This is a genomic window from Variovorax sp. GW821-FHT09B01 (assembly GCF_059418345.1).
In genome coordinates this window covers 93,555-113,060 of the sequence record NZ_JBWKPQ010000008.1, presented here as the reverse complement: position 1 = coordinate 113,060, position 19,506 = coordinate 93,555, and the positions used below count along the sequence as shown (strand labels likewise).

The window sequence follows — 19,506 nt, the reverse complement described above, 5'->3', positions numbered from 1 at the left end:
CGGGCAGCATGCCGCGCCTTGGGCGCAGCAGCTCCAGCGTGCGGGCCGGCCTTCATGGTGCGGCCCGCCGCGCTTTCTCTTTCTTCTTGTTCCCTCAATCCCACGCCGGCGACAGCCCGGCCGGATCCGTCAGCCGCTCCCCACGGTCGAGCGCCGCGATCTGCGCCATCTCCGCGTCGCTGAGCCGAAGCTGCTGCGCCTTCAGATTGCTCTCGAGGTTCGCGCGCTTGGTTGACGACGGAATCACCGCGTAGCCCAGCTGCATCGCCCAGGCCAGCACCACCTGCGCCGTGGTCGCGCCGTGCGCCTTGGCAATCGCCTCGATCGCGGGGTCGTTGATGACCTTGCCGTAGGCCAGCGTCATGTACGAGGTGATGTGGATGCCCTGGCTCTGCGCGAACTCCGCTACCTTGCGGTTCTGCAGGTAGGGGTGCAGCTCGACCTGGTTGGTGGCGATCTGCGCCGCGCCCACGGCCGCGATGGCTTCCTTCATCAGTGCGATGTTGAAGTTCGACACGCCGATGCGTTGGGTGAGCCCCTGTGCCTTGGCCTCGGCCAGCGCGCCCATGAACTCGGCCACCGGCACCGCGTTGCCGGGCGAGGGCCAGTGGATCAGCGTCAGGTCGACGTGATCGGTGCGCAGCTTCGCGAGGCTCTCCTCGAGGCTGGGCACCAGCTTGTCCTTGGCGTAGTTGTCGGTCCAGATCTTGGTGGTGACGAACAGCTCGCTGCGCGCCACGCCGCTTTCGGCGATGGCCTGGCCCACCTCGGCTTCGTTGCCGTAGATCTGGGCCGTGTCGATGGTGCGGTAGCCGAGCTCGAGGCCGGTCTTCACCGAGTCGATGACCACCTGGCCCTTGAGGCGGAAGGTGCCGAGGCCGAAGGCGGGGATGGGGGAGGGGGTGTCGTGGTTGCTCATGGTTGGGTCCTTGGTTGAGAAGTACGTGGGTCGAATCGATCGACTGTTGAATGAATGGATGGATGAATGAAGGCGAAAGGAAAGAGAAGACGCCGCGCCCTCGTCGCGCGGCGCAGGCGCGCACCGCGCCTCAGTGTCCGACCGGCACCGGCCCCGAGGCGCGCACCGGGATGCCGCTGCGGCGGTCGAGCACGCCGCTCCACTGCGTGAGCGCCAGCGACACCAGCACCACCAGCGCGCCGATCCAGGGCGTGTGCATCAGGCCGAGGTGCGTGACGATCAGGCCGCCGGCCCAGGCCGCGCCGGCAATGCCGAGGTTGAAGGCCGCGATGTTCAGGCCCGAGGCCACGTCGACCGCCTGCGGCGTGAAGCGTTCGGCCTGCTTCACGACGTAGACCTGCAGGCCGGGCACGTTGCCGAAGGCCACCGCGCCCCACAGCAGCACCGCCACCACGGCAAACCACTTGTGCGGCGCCGCGAAGTTGAACAGCAGCAGCACCGCGGCCAGCAGCGCGAAGATGATCTTCAGCGCCGGGATCGGGCCCAGCCGGTCGGCCAGCTTGCCGCCCCAGATGTTGCCCACCGCCACCGACACGCCGTAGACCAGCATCACCCAGCCCACCGCGCCCGCGCTGAAGCCGGCCACGTCGGTCAGGATCGGCGCGAGAAAGGTGAAGGGAATGAACGAGCCGCCGTAGCCGATTGCCGTCTTGGCATACACGAGCAACAGGCGCGGCTCGGCCAGCACCTTGGCCTGCTGCGCCAGCGAGGCCGGCGCCGTGTGGCGGATGTCGCTGGGCACGAAGATCCAGCTGCCCACGAAGGCGATCACGCCGAGCGCCGACACCGCGAGGAAGGTTTCACGCCAGCCGAAGTGCTGCCCGATGAAGGTGCCCAGCGGCACGCCCGTGACCAGCGCCACCGTGAGGCCCGTGAACATGATCGCGATCGCGCTGGCTGCCTTTTCCTTGGGCACCAGGCCGGTGGCGATGGTCGAACCGATCGAGAAGAACACCCCGTGCGCCAGCCCCGTGAGGATGCGCGCGGCCACCAGCGTTTCGTAGCTCGGCGCCTTCCAGGCCAGCAGGTTGCCGACCGTGAACAGCGCCATCAGGCCCAGCAGCAGCGCCTTGCGCGGCAGCTTGCCCGTGAGCGCGGTGAGCACCGGCGCGCCGATGGCCACGCCCAGTGCATAGAGGCTGACCAGCAGGCCGGCGGAGGGAAGGCCGATGCCTAGATCGGCGGCGACCGTGGGGATGAGGCCAACGATGACGAACTCTGTCGTTCCGATGGCGAAGGCGCTGAGGGTTAGCGCTAGTAGGGCGATGGGCATGGGGCACTCCTTCTTGATGGAAAGGAGTGTCTCGTGGTTACTCTTGCAGAAAAACGCTGTTCAAAGCAGAAGATAGTTGCCTGATAGTCAAGAAAAATCGCGCAATGTAAATGCAAAAACGGCTTATCACGCCTAGTTCAATGATCGACGCCGCGGCCTCACGCTGCGCGAAGCGATCGAAGACGCGAGCCAGCCCCCGACCCCGGCCATCGCCGCGCCATGAAATGAAAAAAGCCGCCGGCAGAACCGGCGGCTTTCACGCATCGATCAATCGTCAGGCGTCGACTCAAGCCGCCATCGGCTCCGGCAACACCGACGTCAACGCGAAGTCGATCAGCCGCAGCCAGGTTTCCTCCAGCCCCATGATGTTGTGGTGGTCGGAGTTCGCCACGGTCTTCACGCTCACGGGCGTGGGCCAGGCGTCGATGAGCTTCTGCGAGCGCTCGTGCAGCACCACGTCGTCGCGCTCGGCCAGCAGCACCTGGGTCTTGGCGGCGACCTCCTTGCTGTGCTCGATCGAGTTGAAGCGATGGCGCAGCAGCAGCGACAGCGGCACGAGCGGAAAGCGCTTCTTCGCGACTTCGAGCATGGAGTCGTAGGGCGTCACGAGCTGCAGGCTCTCGAAGGGCTGGCGCGCCGACAGCTGGATGGCGACGCCGGTGCCGAGGCTGCGGCCGACGACGTGCAGGCGCGCCTGCGGGAAGGCGCGGCGCAGGTGGCGTGCGAACTGCTCGGCGTCGGCCACGGAGGCGACCTCCGACGGGCTGCCCTGCGAATCGGCCACGCCGCGGTAGTTGATGGCGGCCATGCCGAAGCCCTCGGGCAGCCAGTGCAGGGCCTGGGCGGTCACGCGCACGTCCTCGCCGCGGCCGGCCAGGTAGATGATGAGATCCTGCACGGCGGCCTCCCCCTGCGGGTGGTAGACATAGCCGCGCACCATGCCGCCGGGCACGGGGTGCGAGTAGGTGGAGAAGTCTTCCGACAGATGCACCACGGGCCGCTTGCGGGCATTGAAGAGGATGTGGCCCTGGCGCGTGGCCAGCAGGGTCCAGTAGGCGGCGAGGCTGCCGATGACGGCGGCCGAGGTCGACAGGGCGAAGCGGGCGATTCTTGCGTTGGTGTTGTATGAGGGCAAAGGGGCTCCCGAGAAGAAGGCCGGCATGTGTGATGCGGGCTGGAAGGCGATAGTTTCGCCGCGTTGGGAAGACAGCGCGTAGTGGTGTGTATGACGGTGTTCGCCGATGTACGGCGAGGTTGGCTGCGCGATGTGGAATGCAGCGCCGCGCGACGCCGGTTTTTGTCGGCTTGCGCTGACGCCGGGCGCCAGGGCGCTGCAGATAATCCGGCCCCATGACGACCCTTGCCCTCGACTGCTTCTACAGCCTTTCCTCGCCCTGGGCCTACCTCGGTGGCCCGCAGTTGCAGGACATCGTGCGCCGCCACCACGTGCGGCTGGCGCTCAAGCCCTACGACTTCCAGGCGGTGGTGCCGCAGACCGGCGGCATTCCGCTGAAGACGCGGCCCGAGCCGCGCCGCACGTACCACGCGCTCGAACTGGCGCGCTGGCGCGACTACCTCGGCATGCCGCTGAACCTGGAGCCGGCGCACTATCCGAAGGGCGCGCCGAGCGACCCGAACTGGAACAAGTACGCGGGCTGGATGGTGATCGCGGCGCAGCTGCAGGGGCTCGATGCGCTGCAGCTCTCGCATGCGCTGCTGCGCGCGCTGTGGGCCGAGGAGCGCGACACGTCGGAGGCGGCGGTGCGCATCGCCGTGGCCGACGAGAACGGCTACGACGGCGCGACCCTGCAGGCGATGGAGCAGTCGGCCGAGGTGCTGGCCGTGTACCGCGCCAACAGCGCGGAGGCGGTGGAGCTCGGGGTGTTCGGGGCGCCGACCTTCATCCTCGGCGACGAGCGCTTCTGGGGACAGGACCGGCTGGGCTTTCTCGACCGGGCGCTCGACAAGCTGCGCGCGGCGGGGTGAGGCCCCGGCAAGGCGGGCAGGGCTCAGGCCGCGAGCCGCAGCCAGATCCACGCCTCGGGCGCCTCGTCGAGCAGGCGGCTGGCCTTCCAGATGTGGCGCCCGCGCAGGTTGGAGCCGCACTCGAGGCCAAGCTGGCCGCCCTCGGGCGCGAAGAACTCCAGCAGGTTCGAGCTGCACCAGTCGATGCGCAGCTGCAGGGTGTGCGCGCCAGCCTCGACCTCGGTCTCGAAGCGGCCGCCGTTGCCGATGGTGCCGGCCTCCTCGCCGTCGATCACCACCTTGTACCTGCGCGTGAAATCCATGAAGCCGCTGTCGCGGCGCAGCACGATCCGTGTCCTCATGGTGCCGATCCTCGCTTGAAACCGTTCGCGCGCGAAGGCCGCTCATGCCGCATGCATGTCGGCCATCGGCTCATTGCACCCACATCGAACGCGGCAGCAGCGCCGGCACCAGCACGCGGTTGAGCCGCTCGCGCCACCAGCGCAGCGCCTGGCCCTTGGCACCGGTCTTCCACGCGAGCCAGAAGGCCTCGGGCGGGCGCGGCTCCTCGGTGGGCAGTTCGACCAGCGTGCCGCGCGCGAGCTCGAGCGCGATGCAGGCGCGCGGCAGGTAGCCGTGGCCCAAGCCCTCGAGCTGGCAGGCGATCTTGGCGACCATCGAGGGCACGGTGATGCGCGGCTGCCCGGCCAGCAGGCCGACGGTGCGGTCCGACAGGGTGCGCGCGCTGTCGCCCACCACGATGGCGTTGTGCTCGAGCAGGTCGCCGCGCTGCAGCGGGCGGCCGATGCGCGTGAGCGGATGGGTGGGCGCGACGCAGAAGGCGAACTCGAGGCTGCCGACCTGCGTGGCCTGGTAGCCGCCGCCGGCCGGGCCTTCGCCCGCGGCGATGACGATGTCGGCGCGGCCCTCGCGCAGCGCCTCCCAGGTGCCGGTGAGGGCCTCGCAGCCGATGCGCAGCCGGGTGCCGCAGCGCAGGTCCTCGAAGGCGCGCACGTCGCCGATCAGCGCCTGGGTGGGAATCAGCGAGTCGTGCACCAGCCGCAGCTCGGACTCGAAGCCGGTGGCGATCTGGCGCATGCGCGATTCGAGGTCGCTCGCGGCGCTCAGCAGCCAGCGGCCTTCCTTGAGCATTTCCTCGCCCGCTGCGGTGAGGGTGACGCGCGGGCCGTTGCGCTCGAACAGCAGCATGCCGAGCTGCTCCTCGAGCTTGCCCACGGCGTACGAGATGGTCGAGGGCACCTTGTTCAGGCGCGTGGCGGCGGCCGCGAAGGAGCCGTGGCGCGCAATGGCGTCGACGACCTCGATGGCTTCCAGGCTGAGCTTGAGCACGGGCGTGTTCCTGTGGATGAGTACGAAGGTTGAACGATCGAAATAGATGATCGAAAACTTCGATCATAGAGGCTGAAAAGTTTCGCCGATGACCGGGTTTAGGCCCGCGATGATTGATCCATGCCTAGGGGATGAGCCCCGAAAGCGATTGTGAATCACATCGATCAAAACTGTCATCGAAAGGTCATCAACCATGTTGGAACTTCGCGCCGCCACCGACCGTGGAACCGCCAATTTCGGCTGGCTCCAGTCGCGCCACACCTTCTCCTTCGGCCACTACCACGACGCGCAGCAGCAGGGCTTCTCCGACCTGCTGGTGATCAACGACGACCGCGTGACGCCGGGCCGCGGCTTCGGCACCCATCCGCACCGTGACATGGAGATCTTTTCGTACGTGCTCGAAGGCGCGCTCGAACACAAGGACTCGATGGGCACGGGCTCGGTGATCCATCCGGGCGACGTGCAGATGATGAGCGCCGGCACGGGCGTGCGGCACAGCGAGTTCAACGCCTCGGCCGTGGACCCGGTGCATTTCCTGCAGATCTGGATCGTGCCCGGTGCGCGCGGCGTGGCGCCGCGCTACCAGCAGGTGCACTTCGACGCCGAGCAAAAGCGCGGCCGGCTGCGGCTGATCATTTCGCCCGACGGCGACCAGGGTTCGCTCGCGGTGCACCAGGACGCCCGCGTCTACGCCGGCCTGTTCGACGGCGCCGAGACCGCCTCGCTGCAGCTGGCCGCGGACCGCTATGCCTATGTGCACGTGGCCCGCGGCAGCGTGGAAGTCAACGGCCAGCGCATGGCCGAGGGCGACGGCGCCCGCATCCGCCTCGCGCAGCAACTGAGCTTTGCCGACGGCGACGACGCCGAGGTGCTGGTGTTCGACCTGCGGCCGAACGAGCTGCCGGCGCTCTGATTTCGTTTCTCCCCTCTGTCTTTTTTCAACCTTGTTTTTTCAGGAGTCTTCCCATGTCCATCAAAGCCACCCCCACCGCCGGCGCCACCCTGCTGACCCCCACCGACCACACGCTGGTGATGATCGACTTCCAGTCGCAGATGGCCTTCGCCACGCACTCGATCGACGCGGTGAACCTGCGCAACAACGCCGCGCTGGTGGCGCAGGCAGGGGCAGGATTCGGCGTGTCGACCATCCTCACGACCGTGGCCGAGAAGAGCTTCTCGGGCCCGATGTTCGACGAGATCACGGCCGCCTTCCCCGACCAGAAGATGCTGGACCGCACCTCGATGAACACCTGGGAGGACGCGGCCGTGATCGAGCGCGTGAACCAGATCGGCAAGCCGCGCATCGTGCTGGCGGGCCTGTGGACCAGCGTGTGCATCGTGGGCCCGGCGCTGTCGGCGCTGGACCAGGGCTTCGAGGTCTACGTGATCGCCGATGCCTGCGGCGACGTGTCGGCCGAGGCGCACGAGCGCGCGATGCAGCGCATGGTGCAGGCCGGCGCGCGGCCGATGACCTCGCTGCAGTACCTGCTCGAGCTGCAGCGCGACTGGGCGCGCGGCGACACCTACGAGCTCACGACCGGCATCGCGAAGAAGGTAGGCGGCGCCTACGGCATCGGCATCAACTACGCCAAGAGCATGTTCGGCGCCCACGAAGGCTGAGCCCCCGCAACGAACGGAACAACGAACAGAGAGCGCCGGCCATGAAGCCCTATGTCGTCTCCCTTGCGCTGGGCCTGCTGGTCGGCGTGATCTACGCGCTGTTCCAGGTGCGCTCGCCGGCGCCGCCGGTGATCGCGCTGGTCGGCCTGCTCGGCATCCTGCTCGGCGAGCAACTGCCGCCGCTGGTGCGGCAGGTGTTCGAGCGGCCCGCGGCCACCTCGTGGCTGCATCACCAGGTCAAGCCGCACGTGTTCGGCGAACTGCCGAAGTGCGTGCAGCCCGAAGCGGCGAAGACCGCCGCCGCCCGCTCGTCCGACAGGAGCGATGCATGAGCACCCCCGACCCGCAACGCCGCCAGTTCCTGGGCGCCCTCGGCGCCTTCGCCGCCACCTCCCTCGCATCCACCCCGACCATGGCCAACAACCAGACCCCCGACCTCATCCTGCGCAACGGCCGCTTCACCACGCTGGACCGCGCCAACCCCACGGCCGATGCCGTGGCCATCAAGGACGGCCGCTACACCCGCGTGGGCCGCGCCGAAGACGTGCTGCCGCTGGCCGGCCCGACCACCCGCGTGATCGACCTGCAAGGGCAGCGCGTGCTGCCGGGGCTGATCGACAACCACCTGCACATCATCCGCGGCGGCCTCAACTACAACATGGAGCTGCGCTGGGACGGCGTGAGGAGCCTGGCCGATGCGATGGGCATGCTCAAGCGCCAGGTGGCGATCACGCCGGCGCCGCAATGGGTGCGCGTGGTGGGCGGCTTCACCGAGCACCAGTTCGTGGAGAAGCGGCTGCCGACCATCGCCGAACTCAACGCCGTGGCGCCCGACACGCCGGTGTTCATCCTGCACCTGTACGACCGCGCGCTGCTCAACGGCGCTGCGCTGCGTGCCGTGGGCTACACCAAGGACACGCCAGCGCCGCACGGCGGCGAGATCGTGCGCGATGCCGCGGGCAACCCGACCGGTCTGCTGCTGGCCAAGCCCAATGCCGCGATCCTCTATGCCACCCTGGCCAAGGGCCCGAAGCTGCCCTTCGACTACCAGCTCAATTCCACGCGCCACTTCATGCGCGAGCTCAACCGCCTGGGCGTGACCGGCGCGCTCGACGCGGGCGGCGGCTTCCAGAACTATCCCGACGACTACGCCGTGATCCAGAAGCTGGCCGACGACGGGCAGCTCACGATCCGCCTGGCCTACAACCTGTTCACGCAGAAGGCCAAGGACGAGAAGGCCGACTTCCTGAACTGGACCAGGACCTCCAGATACAAGCAGGGCGACGACTACTTCCGCCACAACGGCGCGGGCGAGATGCTGGTGTTCTCGGCCGCCGACTTCGAGGACTTCCGCGAGCCGCGGCCCGAGATGGGCCCCGAGATGGAAGGCGAGCTCGAGGAGGTGGTGCGCATCCTGGCGCAGAACCGCTGGCCCTGGCGCATGCACGCGACCTACGACGAGACCATCAGCCGCTCGCTCGACGTGTTCGAGAAGGTCAACAAGGACACGCCGCTGGCCGGCCTGAACTGGTTCTTCGACCATGCCGAGACGATCTCCGAGGAGTCGATGGACCGCATCGCCGCGCTCGGCGGCGGGGTGGCGGTGCAGCACCGCATGGCCTACCAGGGCGAGTATTTCGTCGAGCGCTATGGCGCGGGCGCGGCCGAGGCCACGCCGCCGGTCAAGAAGATGCTGGAGCGCGGGCTCAAGGTCTCGGCCGGCACCGACGCGACGCGCGTGGCTTCCTACAACCCGTGGGTGTCGCTGTCGTGGCTGGTCACGGGCAAGACGGTGGGCGGCATGCAGCTCTATCCGCAGCGCAACTGCCTCGACCGCGAGGGGGCGCTGCGCATGTGGACCGAGAACGTCACCTGGTTCTCGAACGAGGAGGGCAAGAAGGGCCGCATCCAGGCCGGCCAGCTCGCGGACCTGGTGGTGCCCGACCGCGACTACTTCGGCTGCGCCGAATCGGAGATCGCCGACATCACTGCGCTGCTGACGATGGTGGGCGGCAAGGTGGTCTATGGCGCCGGGCGCTTCGCGTCGCTCGACGAGGGCGCGCCGCCGCCCGCGATGCCCGACTGGTCGCCGGCGCGCACCTTCGGGGGCTATGCGGGCTGGGCCGACACCCAGGGCGTGCACGGTGCCGAGGGCGCGCCGATGCAGAAGGTCATGCAGAACTCGATGCGGATGGCCGCTGCGTCGTGCGGCTGCGCCAACGACTGCAACGTGCATGGCCACAGCCACGCGACGGCCTGGAGCAGCAAGCTGCCGATCGCCGACCTCAAGAGCTTCTGGGGCGCGCTGGGCTGCGCCTGCTGGGCGGTGTGATGGCGATGCGCTGGACCACCTCTTCGGCCGTGCGCTGGATCGCCTTGCTGCTGCTGTGCGCGGCCTACCTGCAGGGCGGGCTCAACAAGGCGATGGACTTCGACGCGGCGATCGCCGAGATGAACCACTTCGGCCTGTCGCCGGCCGGCCCGCTGGCCGCGGCGGTGATCGTGCTCGAGCTCGGCGCCGCGGCGCTGATCCTCGCGGGCTTCTGGCGCTGGCTTGGCGCGCTCGCGCTGGCGGGCTTCACGCTGATGGCGACCTTCGTCGCGCTGCGTTTCTGGGAGATGCCGCTGGGGCACGAGCGCTTCATGGCCGCCAACTCCTTCTTCGAACACCTGGGACTGGTCGGCGGCTTCGTGCTCGTGGCCTGGCTCGACCTCAAGGAACGCCGCGATGACTGAAGCCCTCAAGACCGCCAAGCCCGGCGCCTTCGCCCCGCTGCGCCAGCCCGTGTTCGCGGTGCTGTGGGCCGCCACGGTGCTCGGCAACATCGGCAGCTTCATGCGCGACGTGGCGAGCTCGTGGCTGGTGACCGACCTGTCGGCCAGCCCGACCGCGGTGGCGCTGATCCAGACCGCGGCCACCTTGCCGGTGTTCCTGCTGGCGATCCCGGCCGGCGTGCTGTCGGACATCCTCGACCGGCGCCGCTTCCTGATCTTCGTGCAGCTGGTGCTGGCGGCGGTCAGCGGCAGCCTGCTGGTGCTCTCGCACACCGGCGCGCTGACGGTCGAGTACCTGATCGCGCTGACCTTCGTGGGCGGCATCGGCGCGGCGCTGATGGGGCCGACCTGGCAGTCGATCGTGCCCGAGCTGGTGCCGCGTTCGGACCTCAAGGGCGCAGTGGCGCTGAACTCGCTGGGCATCAACATCGCGCGCTCGATCGGCCCGGCCGCGGGCGGGCTGATCCTCGCGAGCTTCGGCGCGGCCGTGACCTATGGCGTGGACGTGCTGAGCTACGTGTTCGTGATCGCGGCGCTCTTGTGGTGGAAGCGGCCGGCGGCCGTCGACAGCGGGCTGTCGGAGAACTTCCTCGGTGCCTTCCGCGCCGGCCTGCGCTACACGCGCTCCAGCAAGGAACTGCACGTGGTGCTGCTTCGCGCGGCGGTGTTCTTCCTGTTCGCGAGCTCGGTGTGGGCGCTGCTGCCGCTGGTGGCGCGCCAGATGCTCGGCGGCAGCGCCGGCTTCTACGGCGTGCTGCTGGGCGCGGTGGGCGCGGGCGCCATCGGCGGCGCGCTGCTGATGCCGCGGATGCGCGAGCGGCTCGATGCCGACGGCATGCTGCTGCTGGCCTCGGTGCTGACGGCGGCGGTGATGGGAGCACTGGTGCTGGCGCCGCCCAAGTGGCTGGCCGTGGCGCTGCTGCTGGTGCTGGGCCTGGGCTGGATCGTGGCGCTGACCACGCTCAACGGCGTGGCGCAATCGATCCTGCCGAACTGGGTGCGCGGACGCGGCCTGGCGGTCTACCTCACGGTGTTCAACGGCGCGATGGCCGCGGGCAGCCTGGGCTGGGGCCTGGTGGCGCAGCAGATCGGCGTGCCGTTCACGCTGGTTGCGGGCGCGGTGGGGCTGGTGGTGGCGGGATTGATCTTCCACCGCGTGAAGCTGCCCGCGGGCGAAGCCGACCTGCAGGCCTCGAACCACTGGCCCGAACCGCTGGTGGCCGAGCCCGTGGCGCACGACCGCGGGCCCGTGATGATCCAGGTCGAGTACCGCATCCGCAAGGACGACCGGCCCGCCTTCATGGCCGCGATGAAGCGCCTGTCGCTCGAACGCCGCCGCGACGGCGCCTATGCCTGGGGCCTGCACGAGCACACGGCCGACCCGGAACGGATCATGGAATGGTTCCTCGTCGAGTCGTGGGCCGAGCACCTGCGCCAGCACCACCGCGTGTCGCAGGCCGATGCGGACCTGCAGGGCGAGGCGCTGCGCTTCCATGCGGGGCCGGGCAAGCCGGAGGTGCATCACTTCCTGTCGCTCTGAGCCTTCCTTCTTCTTCTTTCCCCTTCCGTTTCTTTCAACCCCTCACCAAGGAAAACCATGACCACACTGACCCTTCGCGACGGCACCGAGCTCTACTACAAGGACTGGGGCAGCGGCCAGCCGATCCTGTTCAGCCACGGCTGGCCCCTGAGCGCCGACATGTGGGACAGCCAGATGCAGTTCTTCGCCGAACGCGGCTACCGCGCCATCGCCTTCGACCGCCGCGGCTTCGGTCGCTCGAGCCAGCCCTGGACCGGCTTCGACTACGACACCTTCGCCGACGACATCGCCGAGCTGATCGAGAAGCTCGACCTGAAGAACGTGGTGCTCGCGGGCTTCTCGATGGGCGGCGGCGACGTCACGCGCTACATCGCGCGCCATGGTTCGGCGCGGGTGGCTAAGCTGGCGCTGATCAGCGCCGTGACGCCGCTGTTCATGAAGACGGCCGACCACCCGGTGGGCCCCGAGAAGTCGCTGTTCGACGGCATCCGCGCCGGCCTGGCGGCCGACCGGGCGCAGTTCCTCGACGACTTCAGCACCATCTTCTACGGCACCAACCGGCCGGGCGCGGCGGTGTCGCAGGGCGTGTTCAAGCAGACGCTGCAGATCGCGCTGCAGGCCTCGCTGAAGGCGACGATCGACTGCGTGACCGCGTTCTCCGAGACCGACTTCCGCCCCGACATGGCGAAGATCGACGTGCCCACGCTGGTGATCCACGGCGACGACGACCAGGTCGTGCCCTTCGAGGCCACGGGCAAGCTGGCGCACGAGCTGATCGCGGGCAGCCGGCTCGAGGTGTACGCGGGCGCGCCGCATGCGACCTGCACCACGCACCGCGACCGCGTGAACGCGGACCTGCTGGGCTTCGTGCAGGGCTGAGCGGGCTTCAGCCGCCGTGCGCGCCGAGCCACGCGAGGGCTTCGGCGCGCACGCGTTCGTCGGCATCGTGCCGGGCCGCATGGGCGACGGCCTCGTGCCACGGACGGCCGGCGCGCTTCCAGGCCGCGAGGCTGTAGAGGGCGGTCCAGCGCACGTCGGCATCGGCGTCGTGCGCGATGCGCTCGGCCAGCGCGGGCAGCAGCCGGCGGCCGGCGGCGGCGCCGAGGCCGCGGTCGTCCATCAGGCTGGCGGCATGCATGCGCACGCGCGCATGCGGCGCGGCGAGGCCGCGCAGGGCCTCCTCGATCTCGCCGGTGCGCAGGCTGCAGTAGCTGCTGCCGGGCTTGAGGATGGCGAGCGCGCGGGCCTCGGCGGCGGGCGAGAACGACAGCAGGGCCTCGAGCGGGCGGTAGTCGAGCGCCAGCGGCGTGCGGTCGCGGAAGGCGGAGTAGGGCGCGCACAGGCCTTCGATGGCGACCTCGGTGTCCGCGTCGGTCGCCAATTGCGCGAACAGCCAGTCGCTGTCGCCGAGGAAAGCCAGGGCGCGCGCGGCCCACGAACGGTCGGGCGGCTCGCCGCGGCCGCTGGCCTGGCGGCGCAGCGCGGCCAGCACCTCGGGCGTGGCGATGCCGATGCGGCCCAGCAGCGAGGCCGCTTCCCAGGCCCGGCCCTTGCGCGCCAGCCGTTCGAGCAGTGGCGGCACGGCGGGCGCGCCGAGGCGGCAGAGCCATTCGGCCGCGTCTTCGCCGTCGATGGCGCCCTCGAAGCGGCCCAGCCGCTCGACCAAGTGCTGAGCCTGGGCTTGCGCCGGCAGCGCGGCGACGCGGCGGCGCTCGCTCTCGTGCGCGTCCTCCTCGGGCATCAGCGCGAGGAAGGCCTTCTCGCCGATGCAGCGGCGCACCCAGGCCGGGCCGCCTTCCTCGTCGTGCAGGAAGACGACGAAGCCGGGCGCGAGCCGATCCGGATGGCTCTGCGCCAGCGCCTTGCGGATCTTCTTGGTGGCGCTCACCAGCATGTCGATGCAGCGGCGCTCGCCCGCGAGCCAGGCGCGGCGCGTGGACTGCATCGCGGCCGCGGCCGCCTCGGCGCCGGCGCCCAGCGCCTCGCTCTCGAAGCCGCTCAGGTCCCAGCGCCAGTCGGGCGGATTCCAGGCCGCCTCCCAGAAACGGCCGGCCGGCGGGCCGCCGAGGGCGCCGAGGCTGTGGGCCGCCAGGCCGGGCAGGAACACCGGGCCATCGAGTTCGCGGTACAGGCCGTACAGGGCGGCGGCGTAGAAGCTTTCGCCGGGGTTCTGGTCCAGCAGGGCCCGCAGCGCGCGCACGGCGTCGTCCACGAGCAGCGGTTCCAGCGCCTTCCAATCGGTGGGCGGCGGGGTTTCGGAGGACATGGGCAGGCGATTTCCTTTGGGCCCGCGATCCTAAGGGCCGATGCCGCTGGCGATAATCCGTCGATGCGAATCCGCTTTACCAAGATGCAGGGGGCCGGCAACGATTTCGTCGTGCTCGACGAAACGCGCGGCACGCTGGGCCTCACGGCCGCGCAGTACCGCTTCCTGGCCGACCGCCACTTCGGCGTCGGCGCCGACCAGATCCTCACGGTGCGGCCCGCGCGCGCCGCGGGCACCGACTTCCAGTACGTGATCCACAACGCCGACGGCGGCGAGGTCGAGCAGTGCGGCAACGGCGCGCGCTGCTTCATGCGCTTCGTGCGCGAGCACGGCCTGACCGACAAGGACACGGTGCGCGTCGAAACCCTGGCCGGCGTGATCGAGCCGCGCATGGGCGACGACGGCCGCGTGACGGTCGACATGGGCGCGCCGATCTTCGAACCCGAGCGCGTGCCCTTCGACACCGCCGGGCTCGATCCGCAGCCCGAGGGCGGCTGGCACACCTGGCACCTGGCGCTGGGCACGCGGGCCGGCAGCGCTATCGTTTCGGTAGCGGTGCTGTCGATGGGCAACCCGCACGCGGTGCAGCTCGTCGACGACGTCGAGACCGCGCCCGTGGCCGAGCAGGGGCCGCAGATCGAACACCATCCGCGCTTTCCGCAGCGGGTGAACGCCGGTTTCATGCAGGTCGTGAGCCGCACGCAGGTGAAGCTGCGCGTGTTCGAGCGCGGCGCGGGCGAAACCCTGGCCTGCGGCACCGGCGCCTGCGCGGCGGTGGTGGCGGGCATCCGCCTCGGGCTGCTGGACCGCCGGGTCGACGTGCAGACGTACGGCGGCATGCTCACCATCGAATGGCAGGGCGAGGGCCGGCCGGTGCTGATGACGGGCCCGGCCACCACGGTGTTCGAGGGCGACATCGAGGTGCCGGACCTGCCATGACCTCCTTCACGAACAACCAAGACGCGAACGCCATGAACCCGATCACCGAAGACGACATCGCGAACTACCTGGCGAACACGCCCGACTTCTTCGAGCGCCATGCCCAGCTGCTGGCGCAGGTGCAGCTCACCAGCCCGCACGGCAACCGCGCCGTGAGCCTGCAGGAGCGCCAGGCCGAGATGCTGCGCGAGAAGATCAAGGCGCTCGAGCACCGCGTGATGGACATGGTGCGCCACGGCACCGAGAACGTGGTGATCGCCGACCGGCTGCAGCGCTGGACCGCGGGCCTCTTGACCACGCGCGACCCGCGCAGCCTGCCCTATCGCATCGCGGTCGACCTGCAGTCGCTGTTCCTGGTGCCGCAGACGGCCATCAAGGTCTGGGACTGCGGCACCGAATACCTCAACGAGGCCTATGCGCAGTGGGTCAGCGACGACGTGAAGGCGCTCGCGACCTCGCTGACCTCGCCGTACTGCGGCCTCAATGCGGGCTTCGAGGCGGCCAACTGGCTGCCCGAGCCGAATGCCGCGGCCTCGATCTCGCTGATTCCGCTGCGCGCCGAGCCCAACGGCCCGGCCTTCGGCCTGCTGGTGCTGGCCTCGCCCGACGCGCAGCGCTTCAACGCCGAGATGGGCACCGACTTCCTCGAGCGCATCGCCGAACTGGCCTCGGGCGCGCTGTCGCGGCTGCGGCCTTGATCCGTCCCGTCGCGGCGCTGGGGCGCCTGTGGCGCCGGGTGCCGCGCGTGCTGCGGATCGCGGCCTGGACGGTGTTCGGCGTCGGCGTGGTCGTTTACGCGGCCGCCTGGACCGTGGTGTGGCAGGGCGCGCGCGAGGCGCTCGCCAACCCGCCGCAGCGCGCGGCCGACGCCGCGCTGGTGCTCGGCAACCGCGCCTACCTGCGCGGCAAGCCCAACCCCTGCCTGACCGGGCGCGTCGACGAGGGCGTGGCGCTGGCGCGCGCCGGGCTGGCGCGCGAGCTGCTGTTCTCGGGCGGCGTCGACAGCGAGGACGGCCGCATCGAGGCCGAGGTGATGGAGCAGCATGCGCGCGCCGTGGGCCATGCCGGGCCGATGCGGCAGGAGCGCGTGTCGAGCTCGACGCGGCTGAACCTCGCGCTGTCGACGCCGATGCTGCAGGCGGCCGGGGTGCGCAGCGTGATCGTGGTGTCGGAGCCCTATCACCTGTGGCGCGTGAAGCGGCTGGCACGCAACAGCGGCTTCGACCGCGCCTTCGACGTGCAGTACGCGGCCGCGCCCTCGAGCTGCTGGCGACGCTGGGGCATGGTCTTCAAGGGCGCATTGCGCGAGCCGCTCGCGGTCGTGAACAATGCCGCGCATGGCTACCTCTTCTAGCGCGGCCGGGGCCGAGGCCCCGCCCGCCGACTCGGGCTGGATCGAGAAATACCTGGAGTACGTGCGCGTGGAGCGCCGGCTGTCGGCGCGCACGCTCGAGCTCTACAGCTACCACCTGAAGGAGCTGGCGGCGAACGCGGCCGAGGCCAGGCTGCCGCTGGACCGCGTGCAGACCGCGCACGTGCGCCGCTGGATGGCGCAGCTGCATGGCTCGGGCCGCGAGCCGCGCGGCATCGCGCTGGTGCTGTCGTGCTGGCGCAGCTTCTACCGCTGGCTCGGGCACGAGAAGCTGATCGGCTTCAACCCGGTGCAGGACGTGCACGCGCCCAAGGCCGACCGCCCGCTGCCCAAGGCGCTGGGCGTGGACGACGCGGTGCGGCTGGCCGAGCTGCACGACACCGAGGCCGACCCCTGGACCGAGACCCGCGACCGCGCGATCGTCGAGGTGCTCTACGGCTGCGGCCTGCGCGTGAGCGAGCTCACGGGGCTCGACGCGCGCGCGAGCCAGACCGCGCGCGGCTGGATCGACATGGACGCCCACGAGGCCAGCGTGCTCGGCAAGGGCAGCAAGCGGCGCATGGTGCCGGTGGGCTCGAAGGCCATCGAGGCCCTGACGGCCTGGCTCGCGGTGCGCGGCGACTGCGCGGCGCTCACGGCGGCCACCCTGCGCGAACCGGCCGAGGCGGCGGCGCTCTTCATCAGCGCCAAGGGCGTGCGCATGTCGTCGCAGGCGGTGTGGAAGCTGCTGCGCGGGCGCAGCCTCAAGGCTGGCCTCGCGACGCCGGTGCATCCGCACATGCTGCGCCATTCCTTCGCGAGCCACGTGCTGCAGTCGAGCAGCGACCTGCGCGCGGTGCAGGACCTGCTGGGGCACGCGAACATCGCGACCACGCAGGTCTACACGCGGCTCGATTTCCAGCACCTGGCGCGCGCCTACGATGCGGCGCATCCGCGCGCGCGGGCCCGCGACGACGATGGCGGCAGTGGCAGCAGCCGTGGCGTCAAGAAAACTCCCGACAAGAAAACATGAAAACCCTCCGACTCAAGCCCGGCAAGGAGCGCTCGCTGCAGCGCCGCCATCCCTGGGTGTTCGAATCCGCCATCGCGCGCGGCGGCGCCGATGCCGGCGAGACCGTGCGCATCGAATCGCACGACGGTGCCTTCCTCGCCTGGGCGGCCTTCAGCCCCGATTCCAAGATCCGCGCGCGCGCCTGGAGCTTCGTCGAGACGCAGCGCATCGACGCGGCCTTCCTCGCGTCGGTGGTGGCGCGCGCGGTCGCGGCGCGGGGCCTGTTCGATTTGCAGAGCGACGGCGTGCGGCTGGTGCATGGCGAGGCCGACGGCCTGCCGGGCCTGATCGTGGACCGCTACGGCGACACGCTGGTGGCGCAGTTCCTGTCGGCCGGCGTGGAGCGCTGGAAAGCGGTGCTGGCCGATGCGCTGCTGAAGGCGACCGGCCTGTCGAAGCTCTACGAGCGCTCGGATGCCAGCGGGCGCGAGCGCGAGGGGCTCAAGCCTGTGACGGGCTGGCTGCGCGGACAGGACGAGGCGACCGAGATCGTGATCCGCGAGCACGACTGGAAGCTGTCGCTCGACATCGCCACCGGCCACAAGACCGGCTTCTACCTCGATCAGCGCGACAGCCGCCGGCGCTTCGCCGAGATGGCGCGGCACCGGCGCTTCCGGCGCGTGCTCAACTGCTTCTGCTACACGGGCGGCTTCACGGTGGCGGCGCTCGCGGGCCTGAAGGCGGCGGACGCGGTGCAGGGCGCCTCGCTGGTGTCGGTCGATTCCTCGCTGCCGGCGCTGGAGCGCGGGCGCGGCCACCTGGCGCTCAACGGCTTCGACGCGGCGGCCGACGGCTTCGAGGCCGAGTTCCTCGACGCCAACGTCAACACCGTGCTGCGCGAGTTCCTCGACCAGGGCCGCAGCTTCGACGCGATCGTGCTCGATCCGCCGAAGTTCGCGCCCACGGTGGCGCATGCCGAGCGCGCCGCGCGCGCCTACAAGGACATCAACCGGCTCGCGCTCAAGCTGCTCGAGCCGGGCGGGGTGCTGCTGACCTTCTCGTGCTCGGGTGGCGTGGGCGCCGACCTGTTCCACAAGATCGTGGCCTCGGCCGGGCTCGATGCCGGCGTGGACGGCTACATCGCCGAACGCCTGGGCGCGGCGCCCGACCATCCGATGACCATCGAATTCCCCGAGGGCGAGTACCTCAAGGGGCTGGCGGTGGTGCGAAAACCCGCTTGACCGTGCCGGCCGAAGGGGGCTTGGCCCCCGCGGCAACGCAACTCAGTGGCACTGGCTACACTGCCCGCCAGTTTCCCGCTTTCCGATCCATTCCATCCGTTTTCCGCTTCCGGAGCACCCCATGGCCCTGATTCCCGCCACCATCCTCACCGGCTTCCTCGGCTCGGGCAAGACGACCTTGCTCAAGCGCATCCTGACCGAGGCCCACGGCCAGAAGATCGCGGTCATCGAGAACGAGTTCGGCGAGGAGAACATCGACAGCGACATCCTCGTGACCGAATCGAAGGAGCAGATCGTGCAGATGAGCAACGGCTGCGTCTGCTGCACCATCCGCGAAGACCTGCGCGAGGCGTTGCAACTGCTGGCCGCCAAGAAGCGCCAGGGCCTGCTGGAGTTCGACCGCGTGGTGATCGAGACCACGGGCCTGGCCGATCCCGGCCCGGTGGCGCAGACCTTCTTCATGGACGACGAGATCGCCGAGAGCTACCTGCTCGACTCGATCCTCACGCTGGTCGATGCCAAGCACGCGCCGCAACAGCTCAACGACCGCCAGGAGGCGCGCCGCCAGGTGGGCTTCGCCGACCAGATCTTCATCAGCAAGAGCGAGCTGGTGTCGGCCGAGGAGACCGAGGCGCTGATCCATCGCCTCAAGCACATGAACCCGCGCGCGCCGCAGCAGAAGGCGCATTTCGGCGACGTGCCGCTCAAGGACATCTTCGACCTGCGCGGCTTCAACCTGAACGCCAAGCTCGACATCGACCCCGACTTCCTGAAGGAAGACGACCACGACCATCACGACCATGACCACGCGCATGGCGAGCACTGCGACCATCCCTCGCACAAGCACGAGGGCCATGGCCACCATCACCACACGGACGACGACGTCAAGAGCTTCGTCTACAAGGCCGACCGCGCCTTCGACCCGGCCAAGCTGGAAGACTTCCTGGGCGCGATCGTCAACATCTACGGCCCGCGCATGCTGCGCTACAAGGGCGTGCTGAACATGAAGGGCACCGAGCGCAAGGTGATCTTCCAGGGCGTGCACCAGCTGATGGGCAGCGACCTCGGTCCCGAATGGGGCAAGGACGAGCAGCGCCAGAGCCGCATGGTCTTCATCGGCATCGAGCTGCCGCGCGAGATCCTCGAGCAGGGGCTAGAGCAGTGCCTGGTGTGAACTGAAGATTCCGAATGAAGA

Annotated in this window: 20 protein-coding genes; 14 read left to right on the top strand and 6 right to left on the bottom strand. The window is 69.7% G+C overall.

The genetic code is table 11. The features are described 5' to 3' along the window. Nucleotides 1-94: 94 nt before the first annotated feature. From dkgB to AC07RV_RS22595, 3 genes are all read right to left on the bottom strand, one after another. The gene (gene dkgB, locus AC07RV_RS22605) at nt 95-919 is read right to left on the bottom strand and encodes a 2,5-didehydrogluconate reductase DkgB (RefSeq protein ID WP_296780899.1); all 825 of its coding nucleotides are present in this window, start codon (nt 917-919) and stop codon (nt 95-97) included. 130 nt (nt 920-1,049) lie between these two features. After that, nucleotides 1,050-2,252, bottom strand: a complete 1,203-nt coding sequence (locus AC07RV_RS22600; protein WP_203204371.1) for an MFS transporter — start codon at nt 2,250-2,252, stop codon at nt 1,050-1,052. 286 nt (nt 2,253-2,538) lie between these two features. Beyond that, complete coding sequence (locus AC07RV_RS22595) at nt 2,539-3,387, bottom strand: alpha/beta hydrolase (protein ID WP_256222967.1); 849 nt, start codon at nt 3,385-3,387, stop codon at nt 2,539-2,541. A 215-nt stretch (nt 3,388-3,602) separates the two neighbouring features. On the opposite strand from AC07RV_RS22595, the gene AC07RV_RS22590 reads away from it, so the two are divergent. Beyond that, the gene (locus AC07RV_RS22590; RefSeq protein ID WP_261211351.1) at nt 3,603-4,238 is read left to right on the top strand and encodes a 2-hydroxychromene-2-carboxylate isomerase; all 636 of its coding nucleotides are present in this window, start codon (nt 3,603-3,605) and stop codon (nt 4,236-4,238) included. Between the two features lie 23 nt (nt 4,239-4,261). Here the strand turns inward: AC07RV_RS22590 and AC07RV_RS22585 are convergent, their stop codons facing one another. Together AC07RV_RS22585 and AC07RV_RS22580 are read right to left on the bottom strand one after the other, a co-directional pair. Next, nucleotides 4,262-4,579 (bottom strand): hypothetical protein, encoded by a 318-nt coding sequence (locus AC07RV_RS22585; protein ID WP_093353317.1) that lies wholly within the window; start codon nt 4,577-4,579, stop codon nt 4,262-4,264. Between the two features lie 70 nt (nt 4,580-4,649). Continuing rightward, nucleotides 4,650-5,567, bottom strand: a complete 918-nt coding sequence (locus AC07RV_RS22580) for a LysR family transcriptional regulator (RefSeq protein ID WP_296780891.1) — start codon at nt 5,565-5,567, stop codon at nt 4,650-4,652. A 193-nt stretch (nt 5,568-5,760) separates the two neighbouring features. Between AC07RV_RS22580 and AC07RV_RS22575 the strand changes: the two genes are divergently transcribed. From AC07RV_RS22575 to AC07RV_RS22545, 7 genes are all read left to right on the top strand, one after another. Beyond that, nucleotides 5,761-6,480: a pirin family protein gene (locus tag AC07RV_RS22575; RefSeq protein WP_296780889.1), complete on the top strand. Its 720-nt coding sequence runs from the start codon at nt 5,761-5,763 to the stop codon at nt 6,478-6,480. Nucleotides 6,481-6,533: 53 nt separating this feature from the next. Next, on the top strand, nt 6,534-7,187 hold the full coding sequence (locus AC07RV_RS22570) for a hydrolase (RefSeq protein ID WP_296780886.1): 654 nt from the start codon (nt 6,534-6,536) through the stop codon (nt 7,185-7,187). 41 nt (nt 7,188-7,228) lie between these two features. Beyond that, on the top strand, nt 7,229-7,519 hold the full coding sequence (locus tag AC07RV_RS22565; RefSeq protein ID WP_296780883.1) for a DUF1427 family protein: 291 nt from the start codon (nt 7,229-7,231) through the stop codon (nt 7,517-7,519). Nucleotides 7,520-7,599: 80 nt separating this feature from the next. After that, nucleotides 7,600-9,519: an amidohydrolase gene (locus AC07RV_RS22560; protein ID WP_296781081.1), complete on the top strand. Its 1,920-nt coding sequence runs from the start codon at nt 7,600-7,602 to the stop codon at nt 9,517-9,519. Nucleotides 9,520-9,524: 5 nt separating this feature from the next. Continuing rightward, on the top strand, nt 9,525-9,923 hold the full coding sequence (locus AC07RV_RS22555; protein ID WP_203204380.1) for a DoxX family protein: 399 nt from the start codon (nt 9,525-9,527) through the stop codon (nt 9,921-9,923). Next, nucleotides 9,916-11,502, top strand: a complete 1,587-nt coding sequence (locus tag AC07RV_RS22550) for an MFS transporter (protein ID WP_208512066.1) — start codon at nt 9,916-9,918, stop codon at nt 11,500-11,502. The genes AC07RV_RS22555 and AC07RV_RS22550 overlap by 8 nt, the downstream gene beginning before the upstream one ends. A 57-nt stretch (nt 11,503-11,559) precedes the next feature. Continuing rightward, nucleotides 11,560-12,381 (top strand): alpha/beta fold hydrolase, encoded by an 822-nt coding sequence (locus tag AC07RV_RS22545; RefSeq protein ID WP_093353337.1) that lies wholly within the window; start codon nt 11,560-11,562, stop codon nt 12,379-12,381. Nucleotides 12,382-12,388: 7 nt separating this feature from the next. Here the strand turns inward: AC07RV_RS22545 and AC07RV_RS22540 are convergent, their stop codons facing one another. Next, nucleotides 12,389-13,768: a hypothetical protein gene (locus AC07RV_RS22540; protein WP_296780880.1), complete on the bottom strand. Its 1,380-nt coding sequence runs from the start codon at nt 13,766-13,768 to the stop codon at nt 12,389-12,391. 63 nt (nt 13,769-13,831) lie between these two features. Between AC07RV_RS22540 and dapF the strand changes: the two genes are divergently transcribed. From dapF to AC07RV_RS22510, 6 genes are all read left to right on the top strand, one after another. Beyond that, the gene (dapF, locus tag AC07RV_RS22535) at nt 13,832-14,707 is read left to right on the top strand and encodes a diaminopimelate epimerase (protein ID WP_296780877.1); all 876 of its coding nucleotides are present in this window, start codon (nt 13,832-13,834) and stop codon (nt 14,705-14,707) included. Further along, nucleotides 14,704-15,405: a DUF484 family protein gene (locus AC07RV_RS22530; RefSeq protein WP_296780875.1), complete on the top strand. Its 702-nt coding sequence runs from the start codon at nt 14,704-14,706 to the stop codon at nt 15,403-15,405. The genes dapF and AC07RV_RS22530 overlap by 4 nt, the downstream gene beginning before the upstream one ends. Beyond that, the gene (locus tag AC07RV_RS22525; protein ID WP_296780873.1) at nt 15,402-16,061 is read left to right on the top strand and encodes a YdcF family protein; all 660 of its coding nucleotides are present in this window, start codon (nt 15,402-15,404) and stop codon (nt 16,059-16,061) included. The genes AC07RV_RS22530 and AC07RV_RS22525 overlap by 4 nt, the downstream gene beginning before the upstream one ends. Beyond that, nucleotides 16,045-17,091 (top strand): tyrosine recombinase XerC, encoded by a 1,047-nt coding sequence (locus AC07RV_RS22520; RefSeq protein ID WP_296780872.1) that lies wholly within the window; start codon nt 16,045-16,047, stop codon nt 17,089-17,091. The genes AC07RV_RS22525 and AC07RV_RS22520 overlap by 17 nt, the downstream gene beginning before the upstream one ends. Next, nucleotides 17,088-18,311, top strand: coding sequence for a class I SAM-dependent rRNA methyltransferase (locus AC07RV_RS22515; protein ID WP_296780869.1), 1,224 nt, complete (start codon nt 17,088-17,090; stop codon nt 18,309-18,311). Before AC07RV_RS22520 ends, AC07RV_RS22515 begins: the two co-directional genes overlap by 4 nt. Nucleotides 18,312-18,432: 121 nt before the next feature. Then, nucleotides 18,433-19,485 carry a CobW family GTP-binding protein gene (locus tag AC07RV_RS22510; protein ID WP_093353350.1) on the top strand — a complete coding sequence of 351 codons (1,053 nt, stop codon included), beginning with the start codon at nt 18,433-18,435 and terminating at the stop codon, nt 19,483-19,485. Nucleotides 19,486-19,506: the final 21 nt, after the last annotated feature.

Bases quoted from the DNA above. Each gene is read 5' to 3' on its own strand.
- AC07RV_RS22570 (WP_296780886.1), top strand. From the start codon at position 6,534: ATGTCCATCAAAGCCACCCCCACCGCCGGCGCCACCCTGCTGACCCCC.
- AC07RV_RS22575 (WP_296780889.1), top strand. From the start codon at position 5,761: ATGTTGGAACTTCGCGCCGCCACCGACCGTGGAACCGCCAATTTCGGC.
- AC07RV_RS22585 (WP_093353317.1), bottom strand. From the start codon at position 4,579: ATGAGGACACGGATCGTGCTGCGCCGCGACAGCGGCTTCATGGATTTC.
- AC07RV_RS22560 (WP_296781081.1), top strand. From the start codon at position 7,600: ATGGCCAACAACCAGACCCCCGACCTCATCCTGCGCAACGGCCGCTTC.
- AC07RV_RS22600 (WP_203204371.1), bottom strand. From the start codon at position 2,252: ATGCCCATCGCCCTACTAGCGCTAACCCTCAGCGCCTTCGCCATCGGA.
- AC07RV_RS22515 (WP_296780869.1), top strand. From the start codon at position 17,088: ATGAAAACCCTCCGACTCAAGCCCGGCAAGGAGCGCTCGCTGCAGCGC.
- dkgB (WP_296780899.1), bottom strand. From the start codon at position 919: ATGAGCAACCACGACACCCCCTCCCCCATCCCCGCCTTCGGCCTCGGC.
- AC07RV_RS22565 (WP_296780883.1), top strand. From the start codon at position 7,229: ATGAAGCCCTATGTCGTCTCCCTTGCGCTGGGCCTGCTGGTCGGCGTG.
- AC07RV_RS22510 (WP_093353350.1), top strand. From the start codon at position 18,433: ATGGCCCTGATTCCCGCCACCATCCTCACCGGCTTCCTCGGCTCGGGC.
- AC07RV_RS22530 (WP_296780875.1), top strand. From the start codon at position 14,704: ATGACCTCCTTCACGAACAACCAAGACGCGAACGCCATGAACCCGATC.
- dapF (WP_296780877.1), top strand. From the start codon at position 13,832: ATGCGAATCCGCTTTACCAAGATGCAGGGGGCCGGCAACGATTTCGTC.
- AC07RV_RS22590 (WP_261211351.1), top strand. From the start codon at position 3,603: ATGACGACCCTTGCCCTCGACTGCTTCTACAGCCTTTCCTCGCCCTGG.
- AC07RV_RS22540 (WP_296780880.1), bottom strand. From the start codon at position 13,768: ATGTCCTCCGAAACCCCGCCGCCCACCGATTGGAAGGCGCTGGAACCG.
- AC07RV_RS22555 (WP_203204380.1), top strand. From the start codon at position 9,525: ATGCGCTGGACCACCTCTTCGGCCGTGCGCTGGATCGCCTTGCTGCTG.
- AC07RV_RS22520 (WP_296780872.1), top strand. From the start codon at position 16,045: ATGGCTACCTCTTCTAGCGCGGCCGGGGCCGAGGCCCCGCCCGCCGAC.
- AC07RV_RS22545 (WP_093353337.1), top strand. From the start codon at position 11,560: ATGACCACACTGACCCTTCGCGACGGCACCGAGCTCTACTACAAGGAC.
- AC07RV_RS22550 (WP_208512066.1), top strand. From the start codon at position 9,916: ATGACTGAAGCCCTCAAGACCGCCAAGCCCGGCGCCTTCGCCCCGCTG.